Source organism: Actinomadura sp. GTD37 (genome assembly GCF_041951365.1).
Classification (GTDB): Bacteria; Actinomycetota; Actinomycetes; order Streptosporangiales; family Streptosporangiaceae; genus Spirillospora.
The window spans coordinates 63,256-81,800 of the sequence record NZ_JBGNUS010000009.1 but is presented as its reverse complement, the minus strand read 5'-3'; the positions used below and the strand labels follow the sequence as shown (position 1 = coordinate 81,800).

Here is an 18,545-nt window from a genome sequence, read left to right as displayed (position 1 = left end):
GACACGTTTTCGTGTTCGGCGTCCGCCGCGTTCATGAGCGACGAAGGGACTCGACCGCGAGCCGGGCCGTGGCGCCGATCGCGGCGTCCGCCTGCGGCAGGACGGCGATGGGCAGGAGCGACCGGGTGAAGACCGCCACGGCGTACCGGGCGCCGTCGGGGTACTCGACCGCGCCGACCTCGTTGCGGACGGTCGGCAGCGTGCCCGTCTTCCCGCTGACCACGACGTCGTCGTAGGGGAAGCCCGACGACAGCCGGTGCGGCCACACTTGCAGGCCCATCAGCCGGCGCATCGCCGCGCAGTGGTCCGGCGGCGCGGCCTCGTCCCGCCAGATCAGCGACAGCAGCCGGGTCATGTCGCGGGGCGTGCTGCGGCTGGTGCGGCGCGGGTCGAGGGCCCGCAGGCGGCCGAGGACGCCGGGTTCGTCCAGCCTGGCCCACACGTCCGCGAAGGTGGCCGCGCCGGCGTCCGCGAGCAGGGACTCGTGCAGCTCGCGGCCGCCGACCTCCACGACCGTGTCGCGCAGCCCGAGCGCGGCGCTCGCCGCGTTGACCGCGTCCCGGCCGACGCGGTCCAGCACGGCGTCGGCGGCGGCGTTGTCGCTCACGGTGATCATCAGGCAGGTGAGGTCGCGCAGCGACATGCGCACCTCGTCCAGCAGCGCCGACACCCCGGTCGGCCCGGCGGTGCGGTCCGCCGCGGACAGCGTCACCTGCTCGGCCGGGTCGAGCAGGCCGTCGGCTGCCCGCCGGTGGAACGCCACCAGCAGCGGCACCTTGAACACCGACGCGAGCACCACCGGCTCGCCCGCGCGGACGGCCACCTCCTGCCCGGTGTCCATGTCGACGACGTGCAGGAACCCGGTGACCCCGGCCGCCCGGAACTCCGCCTCGATCCGCTCGCCGACCTCACTCGCGCCGGTCCCGCGCGGGGGGCCGCCCCCCCACGCGCCCATGCCGGTTTCCTGTGGAGGGCCGACCCCCGACACCCCCCGGTCCGCTTCGCTCATGCCGGTTTCCTGTGGGGGGCCGACCCCCCACACCCCCCGGTCCGCTTCGCTCATGCCAGGAATCCAGACGACGGCCGCGGAACGACGCGGCGGGCGGGCGCGGCGGCGTCCAGCGGCGCCATGCCCGCCTCGCTGCGCAGCACGGCGGTCGCGACGGCCGTGAAGTCGGCGATCGCGCGGGCGTGCCCGGGATCGCGGGTCCGCCGCCACACGCACGACGTCCGCCAGGCCAGCGGCTCGCCCACCAGCGGGCGCCAGGCCGCGCCGGGGGCGTCGTCGGTGCGCGGGACGAGCGACACGGCCGTCCCCGCCAGGACGAGGCCGAGGGCGAACTGCGGGTGCCGCGCCTCGTGCACGGCGGCGGGCGCGTACCCGTGGCGGCGGCAGCCCGCGAGGAGTTCGTCGTACGCGCCCGGCGCCTCCTCGCGCGGGAACACCACGAGGTCGCGGCCGCCGAGGTCGGCGAGATGCACCTCGGGGGACGCGGCGAGTCCCGCGCCGGCGGGCAGCAGCACGCCGAGCGGACGGCCGAGCATAGGGCCGAGCTCCAGACCGCGGGTGTCGCACGGGTGCCGCACCACCCCGGCGTCCAGCGCCCCGTCGGCGAGCGCGCGGACCTGGCCGGCCGTGCCCGTCTCGCGCAGGTCGAGCCGCAGGTCGGGGCGCCGGTCGCGGAACGCGGCGATCAGCGCGGCGAGGACCCGGCCGCCGAGGTCGCTCGGCAGGCCCGCGCGCACGGTGCCGACCTCGCCGAGCCTGGCGCGTTCGGCGACGGAGTAGACGCGGTCCACGCGGGAGAGGATGTCACGGGCCTCGTCCAGCAGCAGCCGTCCTGAGGAGGTCAGCTCCACCTTCCGGCTGGACCGGTCGAACAGCCGCACCCCGAGTTCCCGCTCCAGCCGCTGGATCCGCTGGCTGAGCGGCGGCTGGGCCATGCCGAGCCGCTCCGCCGCGTGACCGAAGTGCAGCTCCTCGGCCACCACGACGAAGCACCGCAGATGCCCCACCAGGTTCACGACCAGCCACGATATCAATATCGGTATCCCTGTGACATTAATATCAATCTTGGACTTTTCGGGCGGCGCCTGATGTCCTTGTGCCTCCATATCAGGGGGAAGGGAGTTCGACGATGCGCCGATCCCGTGCGCTGACCGCCGCCGCGATCGCGGTGGCGGTCGTGATCCTGGGGGCGGGGGCGGTGTGGTTCCTGCGCGACGGAGAGGACCCGGAGGACGCCGCCAAGCGCTACCTCGCGGCCTGGAGCGGCGGCGACCTCGCCGCGATGAAGGCGCTCACCGACGGCCCGCCGGCCGACTTCGAGCAGCGGCTCACCCGGATGCGCGACGACCTGGGCGTCACCGCGCAGCGCTACACCGTCGCCTCGGTGGGGGACCCCGACGGCGACGAGGCCGGCGGGTCCTACACCGCGGAGCTGACCCTCGCCGGGGACCGGAAGTGGACCTACGAGGGCTCGCTGCCGCTCGTCGAGCGGGACGGGGAGTGGCTCGTCCACTGGTCGCCGCAGGTGCTGTACCCGACGCTGCGGGAGGGGCAGCGGCTGCGCGCGTCCCGCGCCTGGTCCGACCGCGCGGCCGTCCTCGCGGCGGACGGCAGCGACCTGGGCGCCTCCCAGTCCGGGTCGGCGCGGCAGCTCGCCGGGCCGGTCGCCGCCGCGTCCGAGGACGCCGCGAAGAAGCTCGGCGCCCCGTACCGCAAGGGCGACCCGGTCGGCGCGGACGGCCTGCAGAAGCAGTACGAGCGCCGCCTCGCCGGCGCGCCCGCCCTCGCCGTCCAGATCGTGGACGCCGGGGACCGGCCGGTGAAGACGCTGCAGCGGTTCGGCGGCACCGAGGGACGGCCGCTCGAGACGACGATCGACCCGAAGGCGCAGGCCGCCGCCGGCAAGGCCCTCGCGCGCGTGGACAAGCCCGCGTCGATGGTGGCGCTGCGCCCGTCCACCGGCGAGATTCTCGCCGTGGCGAACAAGCCCGGCGGCTACAACCGGGCGCTGATGGGCCAGTACCCGCCCGGCTCCACGTTCAAGGTCGTCACCGCGGCCGCCCTCGTCGCGGGCGGGACGTCCCCGTCCACGAAGGTGGGCTGCCCGGCCACGACCTCGGTCGGCGGCCGGTCGTTCCACAACTACCAGCACGAGGACTTCGGGACGGTCCCGTTCCGCGAGGCGTTCGCGCACTCCTGCAACACCACGTTCGCGCGCCTCGCCGTCGACAAGCTGGGCGAGAAGCGGCTCGCGCAGGTCGCCGGCCAGTTCGGCTTCAACGCGCCGATCATCGCGGGGCTCCCCGCCGTCCGCGCCGCGTTCCCCGCCAACAAGGACGACACCGCGTTCGCGTCCGCGTCCTTCGGCCAGGGCCAGGTCCTGACCAGCCCGCTCAACATGGCGAGCGTCGCCGCCGCGGCGGCGGACGGGACGTGGCGGTCGCCGCGCATCGTCGACGCCGCCCTCGCGAGCCAGGCCGCCGACGCGGGCGGCCGCAAGCCGGAGGCGCCGAAGAAGCTGGAGCCCGCCGTCGAGAAGGCCCTGCACGCGCTGATGCCCGCCGTGGTCAGCGAGGGCACCGCGTCCGGCGTCGGCTTCCCGGCCGGCACCGCGGGCAAGACCGGGACCGCCGAGTTCGGCTCGGGGAAGAACCCGCCCACCCACGCGTGGTTCATCGGCTACCGCAAGGACGTCGCCTTCGCCGTGATCGTCGAGGGCGGCGGCACCGGCGCCGAGGCCGCCGCCCCCATCGCCGCGACGTTCCTGAAGGCCCTCTAGCGGGCGCGTTGACCTGCGGCGTGTTGTTGTTATGGCCGGGCTGATAACAACAACACGCCGCAGGTCAACGCAGGGGGCTCTAGTCGGTCGGGTGCAGGGCGCGGGCCAGGACGGCGGCGGTCTGGGCCACGGCCTTGTCGTCGGCCTCGGCGGCCGGCGCCTTTCCGTTCGTGGTGATCACGATGATCAGCGGGGCGGCGCCGGACGCCGGGTAGGCGATCGCGATGTCGTTGGCGGTGCCGTACGTGCCGCCGGTGCCCGTCTTGTCGCCGACGGTCCAGCCCTTCGGGAGCCCGGCGCGGATGCGCCCGTCCCCGGTCACCGTCGCCTTCATCCAGTCGACGAGGCGCGTGCGGTCGGCCGGGACGAGCGCGCCGCCCGCGGTGAGCGCCCGCAGGTCCTCCGCCCAGGGGCGCGGCGCGGTCGTGTCGCGCTTCTCGCCCGGCCGCCAGTCGTTGAGGGCGGTCTCCCAGCGGTCGCTGCGGCTGACCCGGTCGCCGAGCGAGCGGAGGAACGCGGTGAGGCCGGCGGGCCCGCCGATCTGCTTCAGCACGAGGTTCCCGGCGGTGTTGTCGCTCTGGGTGATGGCCGCGTGGCACAGGTCCGCGACCGTCATGCCGGTCTTCACGTGCTTCTCGGTGACGGGGGAGTAGTCGACGAGGTCGTCCTCGGTGTAGCGGACGACCGTGTCGAGGAGGCCGGGGGCGGTGCGGCGGGCCCTGTCCAGCACCGCGCCGCAGGCCATGGCCTTGAACGTGGACGCGAACGCGAAGCGTTCGCCCGCCCGGTGGGAGACGGACCGGCCGGTCGCCGTGTCGATGGCGTACGCGCCGATGCGGAGATGCCGCGCCGCCTCCAGGCGTGCGAGCCGCCGGGTGACGTCCGCCTGCGCGGGTGCGGGAACGGACACCTGGGACGTGTTGCTCTGCGGCGCCGCGTTCTTCGCGTCCGGGTTCGCGCCCGAGCCGCAGCCCGCGGCGGCGGAGGCGGCGGAGACGGCCAGGACGGCGGCGAGCGTCCGGAAGCGGGGAGCGTGTTTCGTCATGCGGGTGAGCAGACCAGAACGGCGAAGCCGATGTCCAATATGGATATGGGTCGCCGACCGATATCAATTCGCCTATTCATGCGCCGTGAGGTGCGGCGACGCGCGGCTCACAGCCAGTCGCGGAGCTTGAAGATCACATAGAGGGCGGTGCTGCAGGCGACGATGATGACCGCGCTGGCGATGAACCCGTCATGCTCCGAGAAACCGGGATAGGGGACGTTCATCCCGTAGAACCCGGTGACGGCGGTCGGCACCGCGATGATCGCCGCCCAGCTGGTGACCTTCTTCATCACCTCGTTCATCTGGTTGCTCTGCAGCGCCAGCCGCGTGTCGAGCAGGTCGGCGACGAGGTCGCGCAGCGCGTCCGTCTGCTCGCCGACGCGGAGCGTGTGGTCGTAGACGTCCTGGAAGTAGGGCGCCAGCGGCGCGCGGACGATCGGCAGGTCGCGGCGGAGCAGCGTGTTCAGCACCTCCCGCATCGGCAGCGCGACCCGGCGCAGCGCGGCCAGGTTCTTGCGGAGCCGGTAGCTGCGCCGCTGGATCTCCTTCACCGGGAACTCGTCGCCGAACACCATGTCCTCGACGGCGTCGGCCTCCTCGTCGAGCGTCTCCACGGCCTTCAGCTGCAGGTCCACGACGAGGTCGAGCATCCCGTAGAGGAGGAACGCGGCGGTCGGCTCGCCGAGGCCCGCGTCCGGGCTCGCGTCCCACCGCCGGATGAGGGCGTCGACGTCGAACCCGCCGTCCTGGCGGACGGTGACCAGGGCGCGCTCGGCGACGAACGCCGACAGCTCGTGCAGCGCCAGCTCACCGTCGTCCACCGCCGGGACGTAGACGTTGAGGAACGCGTAACCGTGGTAGCGGTCGAGCTTCGCCCGCTCGTGCCGGGACACCGCGTCCTCCACGGCGACGTGGTCGAGGCCGAGCTCCTCGCTGATGACGTGCAGGTCCTCGTGGCGCGGCGCGCACAGGTCGAGCCACACGACGACGTCCGGGCGCGCCAGGTAGTCGCTCACCTCCGCGACGGGGAACCCCTCCGCCACGACCGCGCCGCCGCGCCACGCCCGCGTCCGCGGCGGCGCGAGGCCGATCCGGTTGCCCGGATGCCCGGCGGTGTCGGTCTCGGACGGGTGCGGTCCCATGCGCCTCTTATACCTCTCTCCGGTTCGCCGCGGCCCGCGGCGGCGCCGTCGAGCCGCGGACGACCAGCTCGCCGGGCAGCACCCGGGCGGCGGGAGGACGTCCCGCGAGCAGGTCGAGCAGGGCGGTCATGCCGCGGGCGCCCAGCTCCTCGGCGGGCAGCCGGACGGTCGTGAGCTCCGGCTCCAGCGCGGTCGCGAGCAGCACGTCGTCGAACCCGGTGACCGACAGGTCGCCCGGGACGTCGAGGCCGAGCGCCCGCGCCGCCTTGTAGGCGCCCGCGGCGATCAGGTCGTCGTCGCAGACGAGGGCGGTCGGCGGGCCGGGGGCCGACAGCAGCCGTACCGCGGCGTCCTTCGCGGACGTGACGTCGATCGCGCAGGCGTCCCTGCTCAGCAGGCCGCCGGGCAGGGACGCGACGGTGCTCGCGAGGGCCTCGGCGCGGGCGTGGAACGTCCACTGGTCGACGGCGGCGGCCACGTGCCCGAACCGGCGGTGGCCGAGGCCGGCGAGGTGCAGGGCGAGCGCCCGCATTCCGTCGGCGACGCCGAAGTCCACGGTGGGGACGGTTCCGGCGGGGCCGCTGTCGAGCATCACGGCGGGCGTGTCCCGGAAGCGGCCGAGCGCGTCCACGGCCATCGAGGACGCGAGGATCCCGTCGATCGCCTCGTCGGAGGCGAACGGGCTGCCGGCCGGCCCGTCCGCGTCGTCCGGCCAGGTCGAGACCACGACGCCGAAGCCGTGCCGGGCCGCGACCCGCGCCGCGCCCGTGTAGACGGGGCCGAAGAAGGGCGCGGTCAGGGTCGGGACCATCAGCAGGACGGTCCGGGTGGTGCCGAGCCGCAGGTTGCGGGCCGCCTGGTTGGGCCGGTAGCCGAGCCGCTCGGCCGCGTCCCGCACGCTGCGCGCGGTGGCGGGGGAGACGCGCCCGCTCCACTTGTCCCCGAGGACGAGGGAGACCGTGGACTGCGAGACCCCGGCCTCCTGGGCCACGTCCTTGCTGGTGGGACGGCTGATCGCCGGCACCCGCACCTCCCTCGGCGCACCCCGGGCGGACATCGCGACGAACATCGCGACGAAAACAGACTAGAGCGGACGGCCCCGGAAGTGGTACGTATGACGGGCGGAGTAATACGTATGACGGGATCTTCGGGGGCAACTGGATGCGCGGCTACGTCCTCTTCCTGCGCAGGCCGCACGCGGCGCGGCTGCTCGGCGGCACCCTCCTCGGCCGGCTGCCGAACGGGATGGGCATGCTCGCCGTCGTCCTGCACGTCCGCGCGGACGGCGGCGGCTACCCGCTCGCCGGGACGCTCGCCGCGGTCTTCGGCCTCGCGACCGCCGCCGGCCAGCCCGTCCTCGGCCGCGTCATGGACCGCTACGGGCAGCCGTCCGTCCTGCTGCCCGCCTCCTGCGCCGCCGCCGCGGGCTTCGCGCTCCTCGCCCTCGCCGGCGCCGACCCGCTGCCCGTCGCCGTGGCCGCCGTGATCCTCGCCGGGTTCGCCACCCCGCCGCTGGAGGCCGGGCTGCGCGCGCTCTGGCCGGACGTCCTGGACGGCCCGGAGCAGGTCGACGCCGCCTACGCGCTCGACGCCGCCGCCCAGGAGATCATCTTCACCGTCGGGCCGCTGCTCGTCGTCGCCGCCGCCGTGCTGAACACCGAGGCCGCGCTACTGGTCACCGGCGCGCTCGGCGTCGCCGGGACGCTGGTCGTCGCGCTGTCCGGGCCGTCCCGCCGGTGGCGGGGCGAGCCGCGCGCCGCCGACTGGGCCGGACCGCTGCGCTCCCCGGGCCTGCGCGTGCTGCTGCTGTCGCTCGCCTGCGCCGGGATCGCGCTCGGCGTCTACGCCGTCGCCGTCGTCGCCTACGCCGAGGAGCGCGGCAGCGACGCCGCGTCCGGGCTGCTGCTCGCGTGCATGGCGGGCGGCGCGCTCGCCGGCGGGCTCGGCTACGGCGCCCGGCCGTGGGCGGGCGAGCCGCACCGCCGGCTGCGCTGGCTGCTTGCCGCGCTCGCCGCCGGGTACGTCCCGCTGGTCCTCGCGCCCGGCCTGCCCGTCATGTCGGTGCTGGCGTTCGTGTCCGGCGTCTCCCTCGCCCCGGTGCTGGCGTGCAGCTTCTCGCTCGTCGACCGGCTCGCCCCGGCCGGGACCGTCACCGAGGCGTTCGCGTGGGTCGTCGCCGCGGTCGGCGCGGGCGGGTCGCTCGGCTCGTTCGTCGCCGGCGTCGGGCAGGACGCGGCGGGCGTCCCGGGCGCGTTCGCGGGCGCCGGCGCGGGCGGCGTCCTCGCCCTGGCCCTCTACCTGCTGGGCGGGCGGACGCTCCGCCCCGGCGCCCGGCCCGCCACCGCCGAGGCGGCGCTGTAGCGAGGCGCCGAACCGGCGTCCGTCACACCCAGGACTGGAACCAGATCCGGTCGTGCCAGTCGTCGTACGGGAGCGGCTGCGCCGACAGGATCGGGTAGAAGTACGCGAAGTTCGCCAGCACCACCAGCAGGAACGCGCCCGCGGCGGCGGCGCCGACCAGCCGCCGCAGCCCCGCCCCCTGGACCGGCGGCGGCACCGCGTGCGCCCCGTGCTCCCCGTACGGCCCGTGCTCACCGTACGACCCGTGCGCTCCGTACGGCAGCGCGTAGCCGTTGTCGAAGCCCTTCTCCCCGGGCCCCGCGGCGTGCGCGCCCGCCGCGCCGGCGGGCGCCGGTCCTATCAGGTATCCGAGCACGAGCACGACCGCCAGCACCATGAACGGGATCATCGGCGTCGCGTAGAACAGGAACATCGTCCGGTCGGCGAACGCCGACGGGAACCAGGTCAGCCAGCCCGCGAGGAAGCCGAGCAGGATCGCGCCGGCCCGCCAGTCCCGCAGGACGAGCCAGAGGAACACGAGGACGACCAGCGCGGCGAGCGCGCCCCACCACAGCGCGGGCGTGCCGATGCCGAGGATCTCCCGGGAGCAGCGGGACGCGCCGCCGCAGCCGCCCTTCGGCTCGGTGTAGAAGAACGCGACCGGACGGCGCAGGACCGGCCAGTCCCACGGCCAGGACTGGTACGGGTGCTTCGCGTCCAGCCCGGTGTGGAAGCCGAGCATCTGCGCGTGGTAGTCCCACAGCTTCGGCATGGCCTCGAACGGCCGCCACAGCAGATGGTCCGACGCGGCGCCGCGCCCCCAGCCGCCCGGCTTGAAGATCCACCCCCACCAGGTCGCCAGGTAGGTCACGACCCCCACCACGACGAGCTGCACGAAGGCGGGGACGGCCTCCAGCAGCATCGTCCCGGCGAACGGGGCCCGCACGCCGGCCGCGCGGCGGGCGCCGTAGTCCCACAGGACGACCATCAGCCCGAACGCGGCCACGTAGAAGACGCCCGTCCACTTGGTGGCGCAGGCCAGGCCGAGGCAGACCCCGGCGGCCCACCGCCACCCGTGCGCGAGGAACGGCCCGTACTCCGACGTCAGCCCGCGCTCGATCTTGTCGGCGAGGGCGCGGCGGGACCGGTCCCGGTCGTTCACCAGGCACGCGAACCCGGCGAGGACCCAGAACATCACGAAGACGTCGAGCAGCGCGGCCCGGCTGGTGACGAACGCCAGCCCGTCCAGCGCGAGCAGCAGCCCGGCGGCGCAGCCGAGCAGCGTCGACCCGGTCATCCGGCGGGCGACCCGGCACAGGATCAGCACCGACAGCGTCCCGGCCAGCGCGGGCACGAACCGCCAGCCGAACGGCGTCGCGCCGAACAGCCACTCGCCCATCGCGATCATCCACTTGCCGAACGGCGGATGCGCGACGAACGCGGGCCCGCTGCCCCAGATGTGCGCGTCCGGGTCGGCGATCAGCATCTTGTCGGCGTTGTCGACGGTGTTGTGCTCCCAGCCGAACTTCAGCAGGGCGAGCGCGTCCTTGGCGTAGTACGTCTCGTCGAACACCACCGACTTCGGCGAGCCCAGCCGGTGGAACCGCAGGAACCCGGCCAGCGCCGTGACCAGCAGCGGACCCAGCCAGGACAGCAGCACCCCGCCCGGGATCGCGGGCGCGAGCCACTCCCGCAGCGGGGGCGGCCGGCGCCGCGCCGCGATGGCCGGGGCCGGAACCAGATCCGTCGTCGCCATCCAGTCATCGTAAGGGCGCGGCGGTCCGCTGGGAGAATGAGTCCGTGACAGGGACATTGCTGCTGGCGGCGGCGCCCATCGGGCGGCCGGAGGACGCGTCGGTCCGGTTGCGGGAGGCGCTCGCCGGCGCGCCCGTGATCGCGGCCGAGGACACCCGGCGGCTGCGCCGGCTCGCGGGCGACCTGGGGGTCGAGCTGGCCGCCCGCGTCGTGTCCTACAACGACGTGAACGAGCGGGCGCGCGCGGCGGGGCTGGTGGCGGAGCTGCTGGCCGGCCGGGACGTGCTGGTGATCACCGACGCGGGCATGCCCGGGGTGTCCGATCCCGGCTACCGGCTCGTCCGCGCGGCCGTGGCCGAGGGGGTGCCGGTCACGGTGCTGCCGGGGCCGTCCGCCGTGACGACCGCGCTGGTGGTGTCGGGGCTGCCCACCGACCGGTTCTGCTTCGAGGGCTTCCCGCCGCGCAAGCCGGGGGAGCGGGCCCGGCGGCTCGCCGCCCTCGCGGACGAGCCCCGCACGACGGTGTTCTTCGAGTCGCCGCGGCGGCTGCCCGCCACCCTCGCCGCGATGGCGGACGCGTTCGGCGCGGACCGTCCGGCCGCGGTGTGCCGCGAGCTGACCAAGACCTACGAGGAGGTCCGGCGGGGGACGCTCGGCGAGCTGGCGGCGTGGGCGGCGGACGGGGTGCTGGGCGAGATCACGGTGGTCGTCGGGGGCGCGCCCGAGCCGGCCGGGCTGAGCGACCCGGCCGACCTGGCCGCGGCCGTCGCCGCCAGGGAGGAGGCCGGGACGCCCCGCAAGCAGGCCATCGCGGAGGTCGCGAAGGCGAACGGCGCCCCGAAGCGGGTCGTTTACGACGCTGTTGTCAAAGCCAGGAAATAGTCACCGGCATCAGACCGGTCCAACCAGTTCTTTCTGGGAATAACTGGGATCGGTGGCCGGCGGCGTGCGCACGATGGGCCCCGCGGGGCCACCATGGAACTGGATGCGGTGCACCGGACGCGCGCGAGGGGGTGAGTGCCGTGCAGGACGCATGGTCGAGCCACGAGGTATGGGTTCTCGAGTGCCTGAGCTGCGCGACGACCTGGAACGAGGAGTACGAGGTCCGCCACTCCGGCGACGGGCACGGCAACGAGGCCGTCGTCTACGAGCGGGGCGGCCAGCCGTGCACGACGCCGTGGATGGACCGCTGCTGCCCGAACTGCCAGAGCCAGAACGTCAAGGCGCTGTCGGCGATGCGGGGCAGGGAGGGCGAGGTCCCGAAGGCCCGCGGCGGCGGCGACGTGGCGATGGTCTTCCACCTGCGCCGCATGCACGCCTGGTAGCCCCGCCCTCCGGCGGGATCACTTCGCCGCGACCTCGGGGACCTTGGCCTCGATCTCCGGCGCGTCCGGCAGCGGCGCGTCCTGCGCACCGGGCCCGCGCCGGAGCCGGCGCCGCCACCCCGCGACCACCGCGCGGACCTCGGGCCTGAACGCCGTCCCGGCGGCGAGCGCCGCCAGCGGGACGGCGGGCAGCACGTACCGGTAGTCGAACTCCGCGGTCGCCGCAGGCGCGAGCAGCAGCCCGGTCGCGAGCGTCCACGGCAGGAGCGCCTCGCCGCCGAACCGGCGCCACAGCGGGATCAGCCCGGCCAGGCCGAGCAGCAGGATCCCGCCGAGCATCGTCCCGCGCAGGTAGAAGACGTCCTGGTAGCCGCGGACGACCCCGGCGAACGGCTCCGCGACCTGCGTCTGGGCGTTGCCGCGCTCGTACGCCTTGGCCTCCTGGGACGCGACCCCGCCGCCGGGCATGTGCCAGTCGGGCAGCTTCTTGCTCTTGCCCTCGAACTCGTACTGCGAGTACGTGGCCGGGTCGGGGAAGACCGTCCGCTCCCACCGGAAGACGCGGAAGAAGTCGTGCGCGACGACCCGCAGGTAGTCGCCGGGCTGTGCGATGATCGCGCGCTTGGCGAAGTCGTTGCCGAGGGCGTTGTTCTCCGGGCTGAACCGGGTCCCGGTGTAGCGGTTGAGCGGCGACTGGGCGTTCCAGATGCCGTCCTGGGAGTTCGGCAGCCGGTTCGCCGGCTCGGTGCACAGCGGGTACTCGCGGACGGGCAGGTCCTTCATCTGGTGGCAGTCGGCGAACTTGTAGACCCGCGCGTACAGGAAGATCCCGTTGCTCTCGGTGATCGCGAACTTGTCGCTGTCGGCCTTGTACCAGCCCATGTACGCCACCACCGGCAGCATGCACGCCGCGAGCGTGATCGCGATCGGCCGCCAGCCGCTGCGCCGGATGAGCATGTAGACCAGCACGCCGAGCAGCACCGGCATGCCGACCGAGCGGGTCAGCCAGGCCAGCCCGACGATCAGCCCGACCGCCGCGGCGATCTTCCAGGTCGGGCGGTCGTGCCACAGCAGCAGCGTGACCGCGCTCATCACCAGGAAGGTGAACATCGTGTCCGACAGGACGAGGTGCTCCAGCTGGAGCTGGTAGGCGTCCAGCAGGACCGGCGCGGCGGCGAGCGCCGCGCCCCAGCCGGGCAGCCCGAACCTGCGCCGCAGCAGCGCGTAGACCATCACGCCCATGGCCAGGCCCATCAGGTGCTGGAGCGTGGCGACGAGCGCGAAGCTGTGGAACGGCTTGAGGACGTACAGGAGGAACGCGTAGCCGTCGGGGCGCAGCGGGTGCGGATAGGGGTCGGTCGCGACGTGCAGGTAGTCGAAGCTGTCGTTGAAGAACATCACCGGCTGGTAGCCGAGCATCGCGATCAGCCGGAGCAGTGCCGCTGTGGCAATGATCACACTGAACGCCGGATGCCGGCGCGCCAGCGTCCACAGTCCGCGCGCCCGCCGCTTACCACCCGAAACCGCCACGTCGTCGGAGGTTTCGCCAATCGGTGGCGTGTCGCCGCCTTTTCTCCCGACGAGGGCGCGCACCTTCTTCAGGACGGCCCGTGGGCCGGATTTTGGACTGTCCTCAATGTCTTTGCCAGAATTTCCGGCACTGCCCGTACGGCCGGGCGCGTCGCTCCCGGACGCGGTGTCCGCCGCGTCCTGCGCGGTGCCCCGCGGCGATTCCCCCGCCACTGCCGCACCTTCCCTTCGGTGTCCGGCCCCCGGTCCGGTGGCACTGCTCTTTCTCGCGACACTGCTCTTTCCGTCGCGCGTCACAGCCGACCCAGCCTTTCCGGGCCGCCGTGCCCGTATGCTTGACGTCCTAGCCTGCCGCCCGCGACCGTGGCGGAGAGGGTCTTTCGGTTGCAAGTGGGCAACACGATACGGGTGCTCTTGACGAGAGCGGCCATCATTACCCGTCCTCGGCAGGCATCATGAACGACGATGGGCCGCCCCGCGGAACAACTGAGATTAGTGGAACCGCCGCAGACGGTCACCAGGGGTAACGAAGGAGATCGCGTGGAACTCTCCGTAGTGATGCCATGTCTGAACGAGGCCGAAACGGTCGAGACCTGCGTCCGCAAGACGATCGCCTTCTTCGAGGACAAGGGCATCGACGGCGAGGTCGTCATCGCCGACAACGGCAGCACGGACGGCAGCCAGCAGCTCGCCCGCGACGCCGGGGCGCGCGTCGTGCCGGTGGTCGACAAGGGCTACGGCAACGCCCTCATGGGCGGGATCCGGGCCGCGCGCGGCCGGTACGTCGCGATGGGCGACGCCGACGACTCCTACGACTTCGCGACCCTCGGCCCGTTCCTGGACGAGCTGCGCGACGGCGCCGACCTCGTCATGGGCAACCGGTTCAAGGGCGGCATCGCCGACGGCGCCATGCCGCCGCTGCACCGCTACCTCGGGAACCCGGTGCTGAGCTTCGTCGGCCGGCTGTTCTTCGGCAGCAAGATCGGCGACTTCCACTGCGGGTTGCGCGCCTTCGACAAGGACGCCATCATGCGGCTCGGCCTGCAGACCGGCGGCATGGAGTTCGCCAGCGAGATGGTCGTCAAGGCGACCCTGCAGGGGTACGACATCCGCGAGGTGCCGACCACGCTGTCGCCGGACGGGCGGACCCGCGCCCCGCACCTCAACACCTGGCGCGACGGCTGGCGCCATCTCCGCTTCCTCATGCTCTACAGCCCCCGCTGGCTGTTCCTCATCCCCGGGCTGGTCTTCATGACCCTCGGCCTGATCGCGGGGGTCGCGCTGTCGACCGGCCCGGTCACGGTCGGGGAGATCGCCTTCGACGTCGACACGCTGGTCGGCGCGTCCGCCGCGCTGGTGATCGGCTTCCAGGCGGTGCTGTTCGCGCTGCTCACGAAGGTCTACGCGATGCAGGAGGGGTTCCTGCCGCACGACCGCCGGGTGCAGAAGATCATCGACTGGTGGAGCCTGGAGCGCGGCCTGCTGATCGGCGGGCTGCTCGCCGCCGCCGGCCTCGGCGGCCTCATCGCGTCGCTGCTGCACTGGCGGCTCAACAGCTTCGGCGAACTCGACCCGCGGCACTCGCTGCGCATCGTCGTGCCCGCCGCCACCGCGCTCGTGATGAGCTTCCAGGCGATCTTCGCCTCGCTGTTCGTCAGCATCCTCGGCATCCGCCGCCGCCAGCACCCGCCGCTCACCGACCCGGCCGAGGAGGCCGCGGGCGTCGTGGACGCCGCCGCGCACAAGGCCAGGCGCGCGGCCGAGAAGACGGAGAAGGCCCAGCAGACCGGCAAGACCGGCAAGGCCGAGGAGAAGGTCCCGGCGGGCATCACCGAGGTGCGGGCGGCGCTGGACGAGGACGCCGACGAGGACGGCGCGTCCGAGCGCTGACACCCGCCCCCGCCGAGAACTCGCCGGGCGTTTCCTGGCCTGGCACCGGCGTCCCGCCCGCACTGTGACAGGCTTGTCCGGTCATGGATCTTCGTTCACCGACAGCCGGCGTCCGGTGCGCCGGGCGCCGATGAGCGCCCGTCCGCCGGCGGGCGCCGCGACCGCGTCCCGGTCCGTCGCGCGGCCCCCGGTCGCCCCGGCCGAGTCCCGTCCCGCCGCGTCCCCGGCCGGCCGCCGCCGCTGGGCGTGGCTGTTCGTGCTCGGCTGGGCGGCGCAGGTCGCGGTGCGGCTGTGGCTCGGCTCGGGGCAGACGATCCCGGTGGCGACGCCCGACGAGTCCGGGTACCTGTTCGCCGCCCGCGTCCTCACCGGCGGCCCCGGCGCCGACATGTCGTTCGGGACGGTCTACCGGGGCGGCTACCCGCTGCTGCTGACCCCCGCGATCTGGCTCGGCGCCGGCCCGGTCGGCGTCTACCGCACCGCGCTGGTCATCAACGCGCTGGTCAGCGCCGTGATGCTGCCGCTGGCCTACCTGCTGCTGCGCCGCCTCCAGGTGCGGCGGCGCTGGTCGTACGTGTTCGCGCACGTGACGGCGCTGCTGCCGTGCGTGCTGTTCTACTCCGAGTTCGTGCTGACGGACGCGATCCTCCCCGTCGTCCTCACCGGCTGGCTGCTGCTCGCGCACGCGTGGCTGACCGCGCCGCCGAAGCGGCCCGGACGCCCCGTGTCCGCCCATCCGCTGCTCACCGGGACGGGCGCGTCGCTGCTCGTCGCCTACGCCGCCACCAGCCACACGCGCGGCGCGATCCTGCTGGCCGTGCACGCGGCGCTGATCGTGGCCGCGCCGGTGCTGCGGTGGCGGTCGTGGGGGAACGCGTCCGCCGCCGGGCTCGCCCTCGCCGCCGCGACGGGCGCGGGGACGCTGCTGAACCGTTCGCTGCTGCCGCACATGTACCCGTACGGCGACAACGACCTCGGCGGCAACGTCGTCCAGCGGCTCACCACGCCCGACGGGTGGGGCTGGATGGTGTCGCTCGGCACCGGCCAGGTCTGGTACCAGTCCGTCGCGACCGGCGGCATCGCGGCGGTGGGCCTGCTCGCGCTCGGCTGCGTCGCGGTCCGGCCGCCGATCATGCTGCCGGGCTCGCCCGGCCGGACGCGGGCGCTCGCCCTCGCCGTCCTCGCGATCGTGGCGGGCATCGCGCTCGCGACGTCGGCGGCGCTGCCGGTCGAGTACCGGATCGGCAACTACGTCTACGGCCGCTACCTCGCCTGCGTCACCCCGGTGCTGTTCGCCGCCGGGGTCGCGGTCCTGCTGCGCGCCCCGCGCCGGACGCCGCTGCTGGCGGCGGCGTCGGCGGCCGCGCTGACGGTCGCCGCGGCGTGCGCCGTCCAGTGGTACGCGGGCGACCTGCTCAGCCGGTACACCTACACGCCCTACGACTTCCCGGAGACGTCGCTGCTGACGTGGGACTGGACGTCGTTCCGCCTCTGGCACGCCACCGCCGCCGGCCTCGTCCTGCTGGGGCTGTCGGTGGCGGTCGCGCGGCTGCGCCGGCACGGCCCGCTGCTGCTCGCGGGCCTGCTCGCCGCCGTCGCCGTCGCGATGTGCGCCACCGCGATCGACCGGATCGCGCAGCCGCTGGTGCGCGCCGAGACCGCGCACACCGATCTGCGCGACCGCGTCGACCTGCGGGCGCAGCGGTCCATCGCCGTCGACTGGAACGTCCCGTGGACGATCCGGCTCTCGCAGTTCTACTGGGCCTGGTGGAGCGACGGCATCGTGTTCAACGCCCGGGACGTCGCGCCGCCGCAGAACGTCGACATGGTCGTGCTGGCGTGGCCGAAGGACGTCCCCGCCACCGCGTCCTGGCCGAAGGGCGCCCCGGCGGGCTGGCACGTCGCCGACAGCCGCCGCACCGTCGAGGGCGACTGGGTCGCCTGGACGCGGTAGCCGACGCGGTAGTCCCGCCCGCCAGCCCCGTCCACCGGTACGGCCCGCTAGTCCTGCCGGGGGAGCGGCGGCGGGTTCCAGAGCTGGAGGATCCCGTCGGACGAGCGCCACATGAGCGTCCAGCCTTGGGCCGGGTCGGGGCGCCAGCCGCCCCCGATCTGCGACTCCATGCCGCGCCAGCGCGTGTAGAGCATCGGGCCCTCCATCGCGTCGCGCGGGATCTGCGGCATGTAGTGCGGGAAGTCGCGGATCTCGCCGCGCCAGACCGGGTCGCCCCACATGTCGCGGGTGTAGAACGTCAGGGTCTGCGCGAGCCGCCGGTCGGCGCAGATCAGCGTGATGCCGCGGTGGCCGCCGAGGTAGCCGCGCAGCTCGTTCCACGCCGTGTCGCGCGGCAGGTCGGGGACGGCGCGGACGGCCGCGACCGTGTACGTCCCGCCGAGCGCGACCGCGAGGACGGGCACGACGACGGTCTTCAGCCGCAGCCGGGACGCCCATCCGGCGGGCAGCATCCGGAACATGAGGGTCAGGGAGCCGAACCCGCCGGCGAGCAGCGCGGGCAGCACCGCGAACCAGTACCGCTGGAGCCAGGCGCGCAGCGAGATGCTGTCCGGGTCGAGGACGCCGGAGAACAGCGTCAGCGGGACGGCGAGGGTGAAGAACCACACCAGCACCAGCGCGAGCCGCCGGTCGCGGGTGACGGCCCAGCCGACGATCGTGAGGGCCAGCGCGGCGGTGAAGACCAGGCCGAGCGGGTTCCAGTCGTGCATGGCGCGCAGGAACGAGCGGGCGGCGAGCTCGCGGGTCACGTAGTCGCGGGACTGGCCGCCGTGCTCGGCCGCCGACAGCAGCCCGGCGAGGGGGCTGCCCCACACGAGCTGGTTGTGGACGAAGTTGAGCAGCAGGATCGCGAGCATCGGCGCGCCGACCGTGACGTTGCGCCGCCACGGGATGCGCAGCAGCGCCAGGTAGGCCGGGATGGCGAGGAACAGGAACGCCAGGAACTCGCGGACGAGGAACGACGCGCCGAGGAGCACCCCGGCGGCGAGCAGCATGCGGGTCTGCGCCCGCCCGGTCCTGCGGCTCGCGACGACGAGGCCCGCCATCCCGATCGCGAACAGCCCGGCGCCCGGCATGTCCGGCAGCATCACCCCCGTCGACCAGGTGATCTCGTGGCCGAACGGGTTCGTCATCGTGAAGAACGGGTGGATCAGCAGGACCGCCGCGGACGCGACGCCCGCCACGTCCCCGAACAGGGACCGGACGACCAGGTACGTCCCGGTGAAGAACGCGATGCCGCCGAGCGCCGCGACGGTGAAGTAGGCGGCCTGGCCGGGCCCGAGGACCTCCTGGACGAGCCGCGCCGGCAGCACGAGCCCGATCCGGGTGACCTGGTGCGGGACCTCGTCGAACGGCCACTGGGCGAGCGGGATGTCGGGCCAGTCGCGGGCGGCGAGCCACACGTAGTAGGGGTCGAAGTACAGCGGCGGCGTCATGACCGCCCACTGGGCGAGCACGGTGGACGCCGCGACCAGCAGGGACAGCCACACCACGCGCCGCGTCCGGCGCACCCGGCCGAGCAGCCGCGCGGCGGGGCCCCGGGACGGGCGGCCGGACCCGGCGCCGTCCGCAGCCCGGTCGGCGGCCTCGACGGTCTCGGCGGCCTCGTCGGACGTGGTCTGGGCCATGCCTGGGCTCCCCCGCCTCCACTGATCATCCTGCCCCGGAACCCGGACCAGGTTACTCGCGTGCCGCGGCCGCCGTGACGCGACTACC

14 protein-coding genes are annotated in these 18,545 nt (G+C 74.0%); 6 read left to right on the top strand and 8 right to left on the bottom strand.

Annotation, left to right across the window (positions count from 1 at the left end):
• Positions 1 to 31: 31 nt before the first annotated feature.
• Positions 32 to 955, bottom strand: coding sequence for a serine hydrolase (locus tag ACA511_RS34040; protein ID WP_375028807.1), 924 nt, complete (start codon positions 953 to 955; stop codon positions 32 to 34).
• A 104-nt stretch (positions 956 to 1,059) separates the two neighbouring features.
• The gene (locus tag ACA511_RS34035; RefSeq protein ID WP_375028806.1) at positions 1,060 to 2,025 is read right to left on the bottom strand and encodes a LysR family transcriptional regulator; all 966 of its coding nucleotides are present in this window, start codon (positions 2,023 to 2,025) and stop codon (positions 1,060 to 1,062) included.
• Between the two features lie 113 nt (positions 2,026 to 2,138).
• On the opposite strand from ACA511_RS34035, the gene ACA511_RS34030 reads away from it, so the two are divergent.
• A complete protein-coding gene (locus tag ACA511_RS34030) occupies positions 2,139 to 3,788 on the top strand; it encodes a penicillin-binding transpeptidase domain-containing protein (protein ID WP_375028805.1) in 1,650 nt (549 codons plus the stop codon).
• 79 nt (positions 3,789 to 3,867) lie between these two features.
• Here the strand turns inward: ACA511_RS34030 and bla are convergent, their stop codons facing one another.
• The 3 genes from bla to ACA511_RS34015 form a co-directional block, all read right to left on the bottom strand.
• Positions 3,868 to 4,833 (bottom strand): class A beta-lactamase, encoded by a 966-nt coding sequence (gene bla / locus ACA511_RS34025; RefSeq protein ID WP_375028804.1) that lies wholly within the window; start codon positions 4,831 to 4,833, stop codon positions 3,868 to 3,870.
• 107 nt (positions 4,834 to 4,940) lie between these two features.
• Positions 4,941 to 5,975 (bottom strand): magnesium transporter CorA family protein, encoded by a 1,035-nt coding sequence (locus ACA511_RS34020; protein WP_375028803.1) that lies wholly within the window; start codon positions 5,973 to 5,975, stop codon positions 4,941 to 4,943.
• 7 nt (positions 5,976 to 5,982) lie between these two features.
• Positions 5,983 to 6,999, bottom strand: coding sequence for a LacI family DNA-binding transcriptional regulator (locus tag ACA511_RS34015; protein WP_375028802.1), 1,017 nt, complete (start codon positions 6,997 to 6,999; stop codon positions 5,983 to 5,985).
• Positions 7,000 to 7,136: 137 nt separating this feature from the next.
• On the opposite strand from ACA511_RS34015, the gene ACA511_RS34010 reads away from it, so the two are divergent.
• Complete coding sequence (locus ACA511_RS34010) at positions 7,137 to 8,336, top strand: MFS transporter (RefSeq protein ID WP_375028801.1); 1,200 nt, start codon at positions 7,137 to 7,139, stop codon at positions 8,334 to 8,336.
• Positions 8,337 to 8,358: 22 nt separating this feature from the next.
• On the opposite strand, the gene ACA511_RS34005 is transcribed toward ACA511_RS34010, so the two are convergent.
• A complete protein-coding gene (locus tag ACA511_RS34005; protein WP_375028800.1) occupies positions 8,359 to 10,071 on the bottom strand; it encodes a dolichyl-phosphate-mannose--protein mannosyltransferase in 1,713 nt (570 codons plus the stop codon).
• A 44-nt stretch (positions 10,072 to 10,115) separates the two neighbouring features.
• Between ACA511_RS34005 and rsmI the strand changes: the two genes are divergently transcribed.
• Both rsmI and ACA511_RS33995 read left to right on the top strand, forming a co-directional pair.
• Positions 10,116 to 10,952: a 16S rRNA (cytidine(1402)-2'-O)-methyltransferase gene (gene rsmI / locus ACA511_RS34000; RefSeq protein WP_375028799.1), complete on the top strand. Its 837-nt coding sequence runs from the start codon at positions 10,116 to 10,118 to the stop codon at positions 10,950 to 10,952.
• 140 nt (positions 10,953 to 11,092) lie between these two features.
• Positions 11,093 to 11,395, top strand: coding sequence for a hypothetical protein (locus ACA511_RS33995; protein ID WP_375028798.1), 303 nt, complete (start codon positions 11,093 to 11,095; stop codon positions 11,393 to 11,395).
• 18 nt (positions 11,396 to 11,413) lie between these two features.
• On the opposite strand, the gene ACA511_RS33990 is transcribed toward ACA511_RS33995, so the two are convergent.
• A complete protein-coding gene (locus ACA511_RS33990) occupies positions 11,414 to 12,853 on the bottom strand; it encodes a phospholipid carrier-dependent glycosyltransferase (RefSeq protein WP_375028797.1) in 1,440 nt (479 codons plus the stop codon).
• 612 nt (positions 12,854 to 13,465) lie between these two features.
• On the opposite strand from ACA511_RS33990, the gene ACA511_RS33985 reads away from it, so the two are divergent.
• Positions 13,466 to 14,815: a glycosyltransferase family 2 protein gene (locus tag ACA511_RS33985; RefSeq protein WP_375028796.1), complete on the top strand. Its 1,350-nt coding sequence runs from the start codon at positions 13,466 to 13,468 to the stop codon at positions 14,813 to 14,815.
• A gap of 130 nt (positions 14,816 to 14,945) precedes the next feature.
• Complete coding sequence (locus ACA511_RS33980; RefSeq protein ID WP_375028795.1) at positions 14,946 to 16,769, top strand: hypothetical protein; 1,824 nt, start codon at positions 14,946 to 14,948, stop codon at positions 16,767 to 16,769.
• 47 nt (positions 16,770 to 16,816) lie between these two features.
• On the opposite strand, the gene ACA511_RS33975 is transcribed toward ACA511_RS33980, so the two are convergent.
• A complete protein-coding gene (locus ACA511_RS33975) occupies positions 16,817 to 18,457 on the bottom strand; it encodes an ArnT family glycosyltransferase (RefSeq protein ID WP_375028794.1) in 1,641 nt (546 codons plus the stop codon).
• Between the last annotated feature and the right edge of the window lie 88 nt (positions 18,458 to 18,545).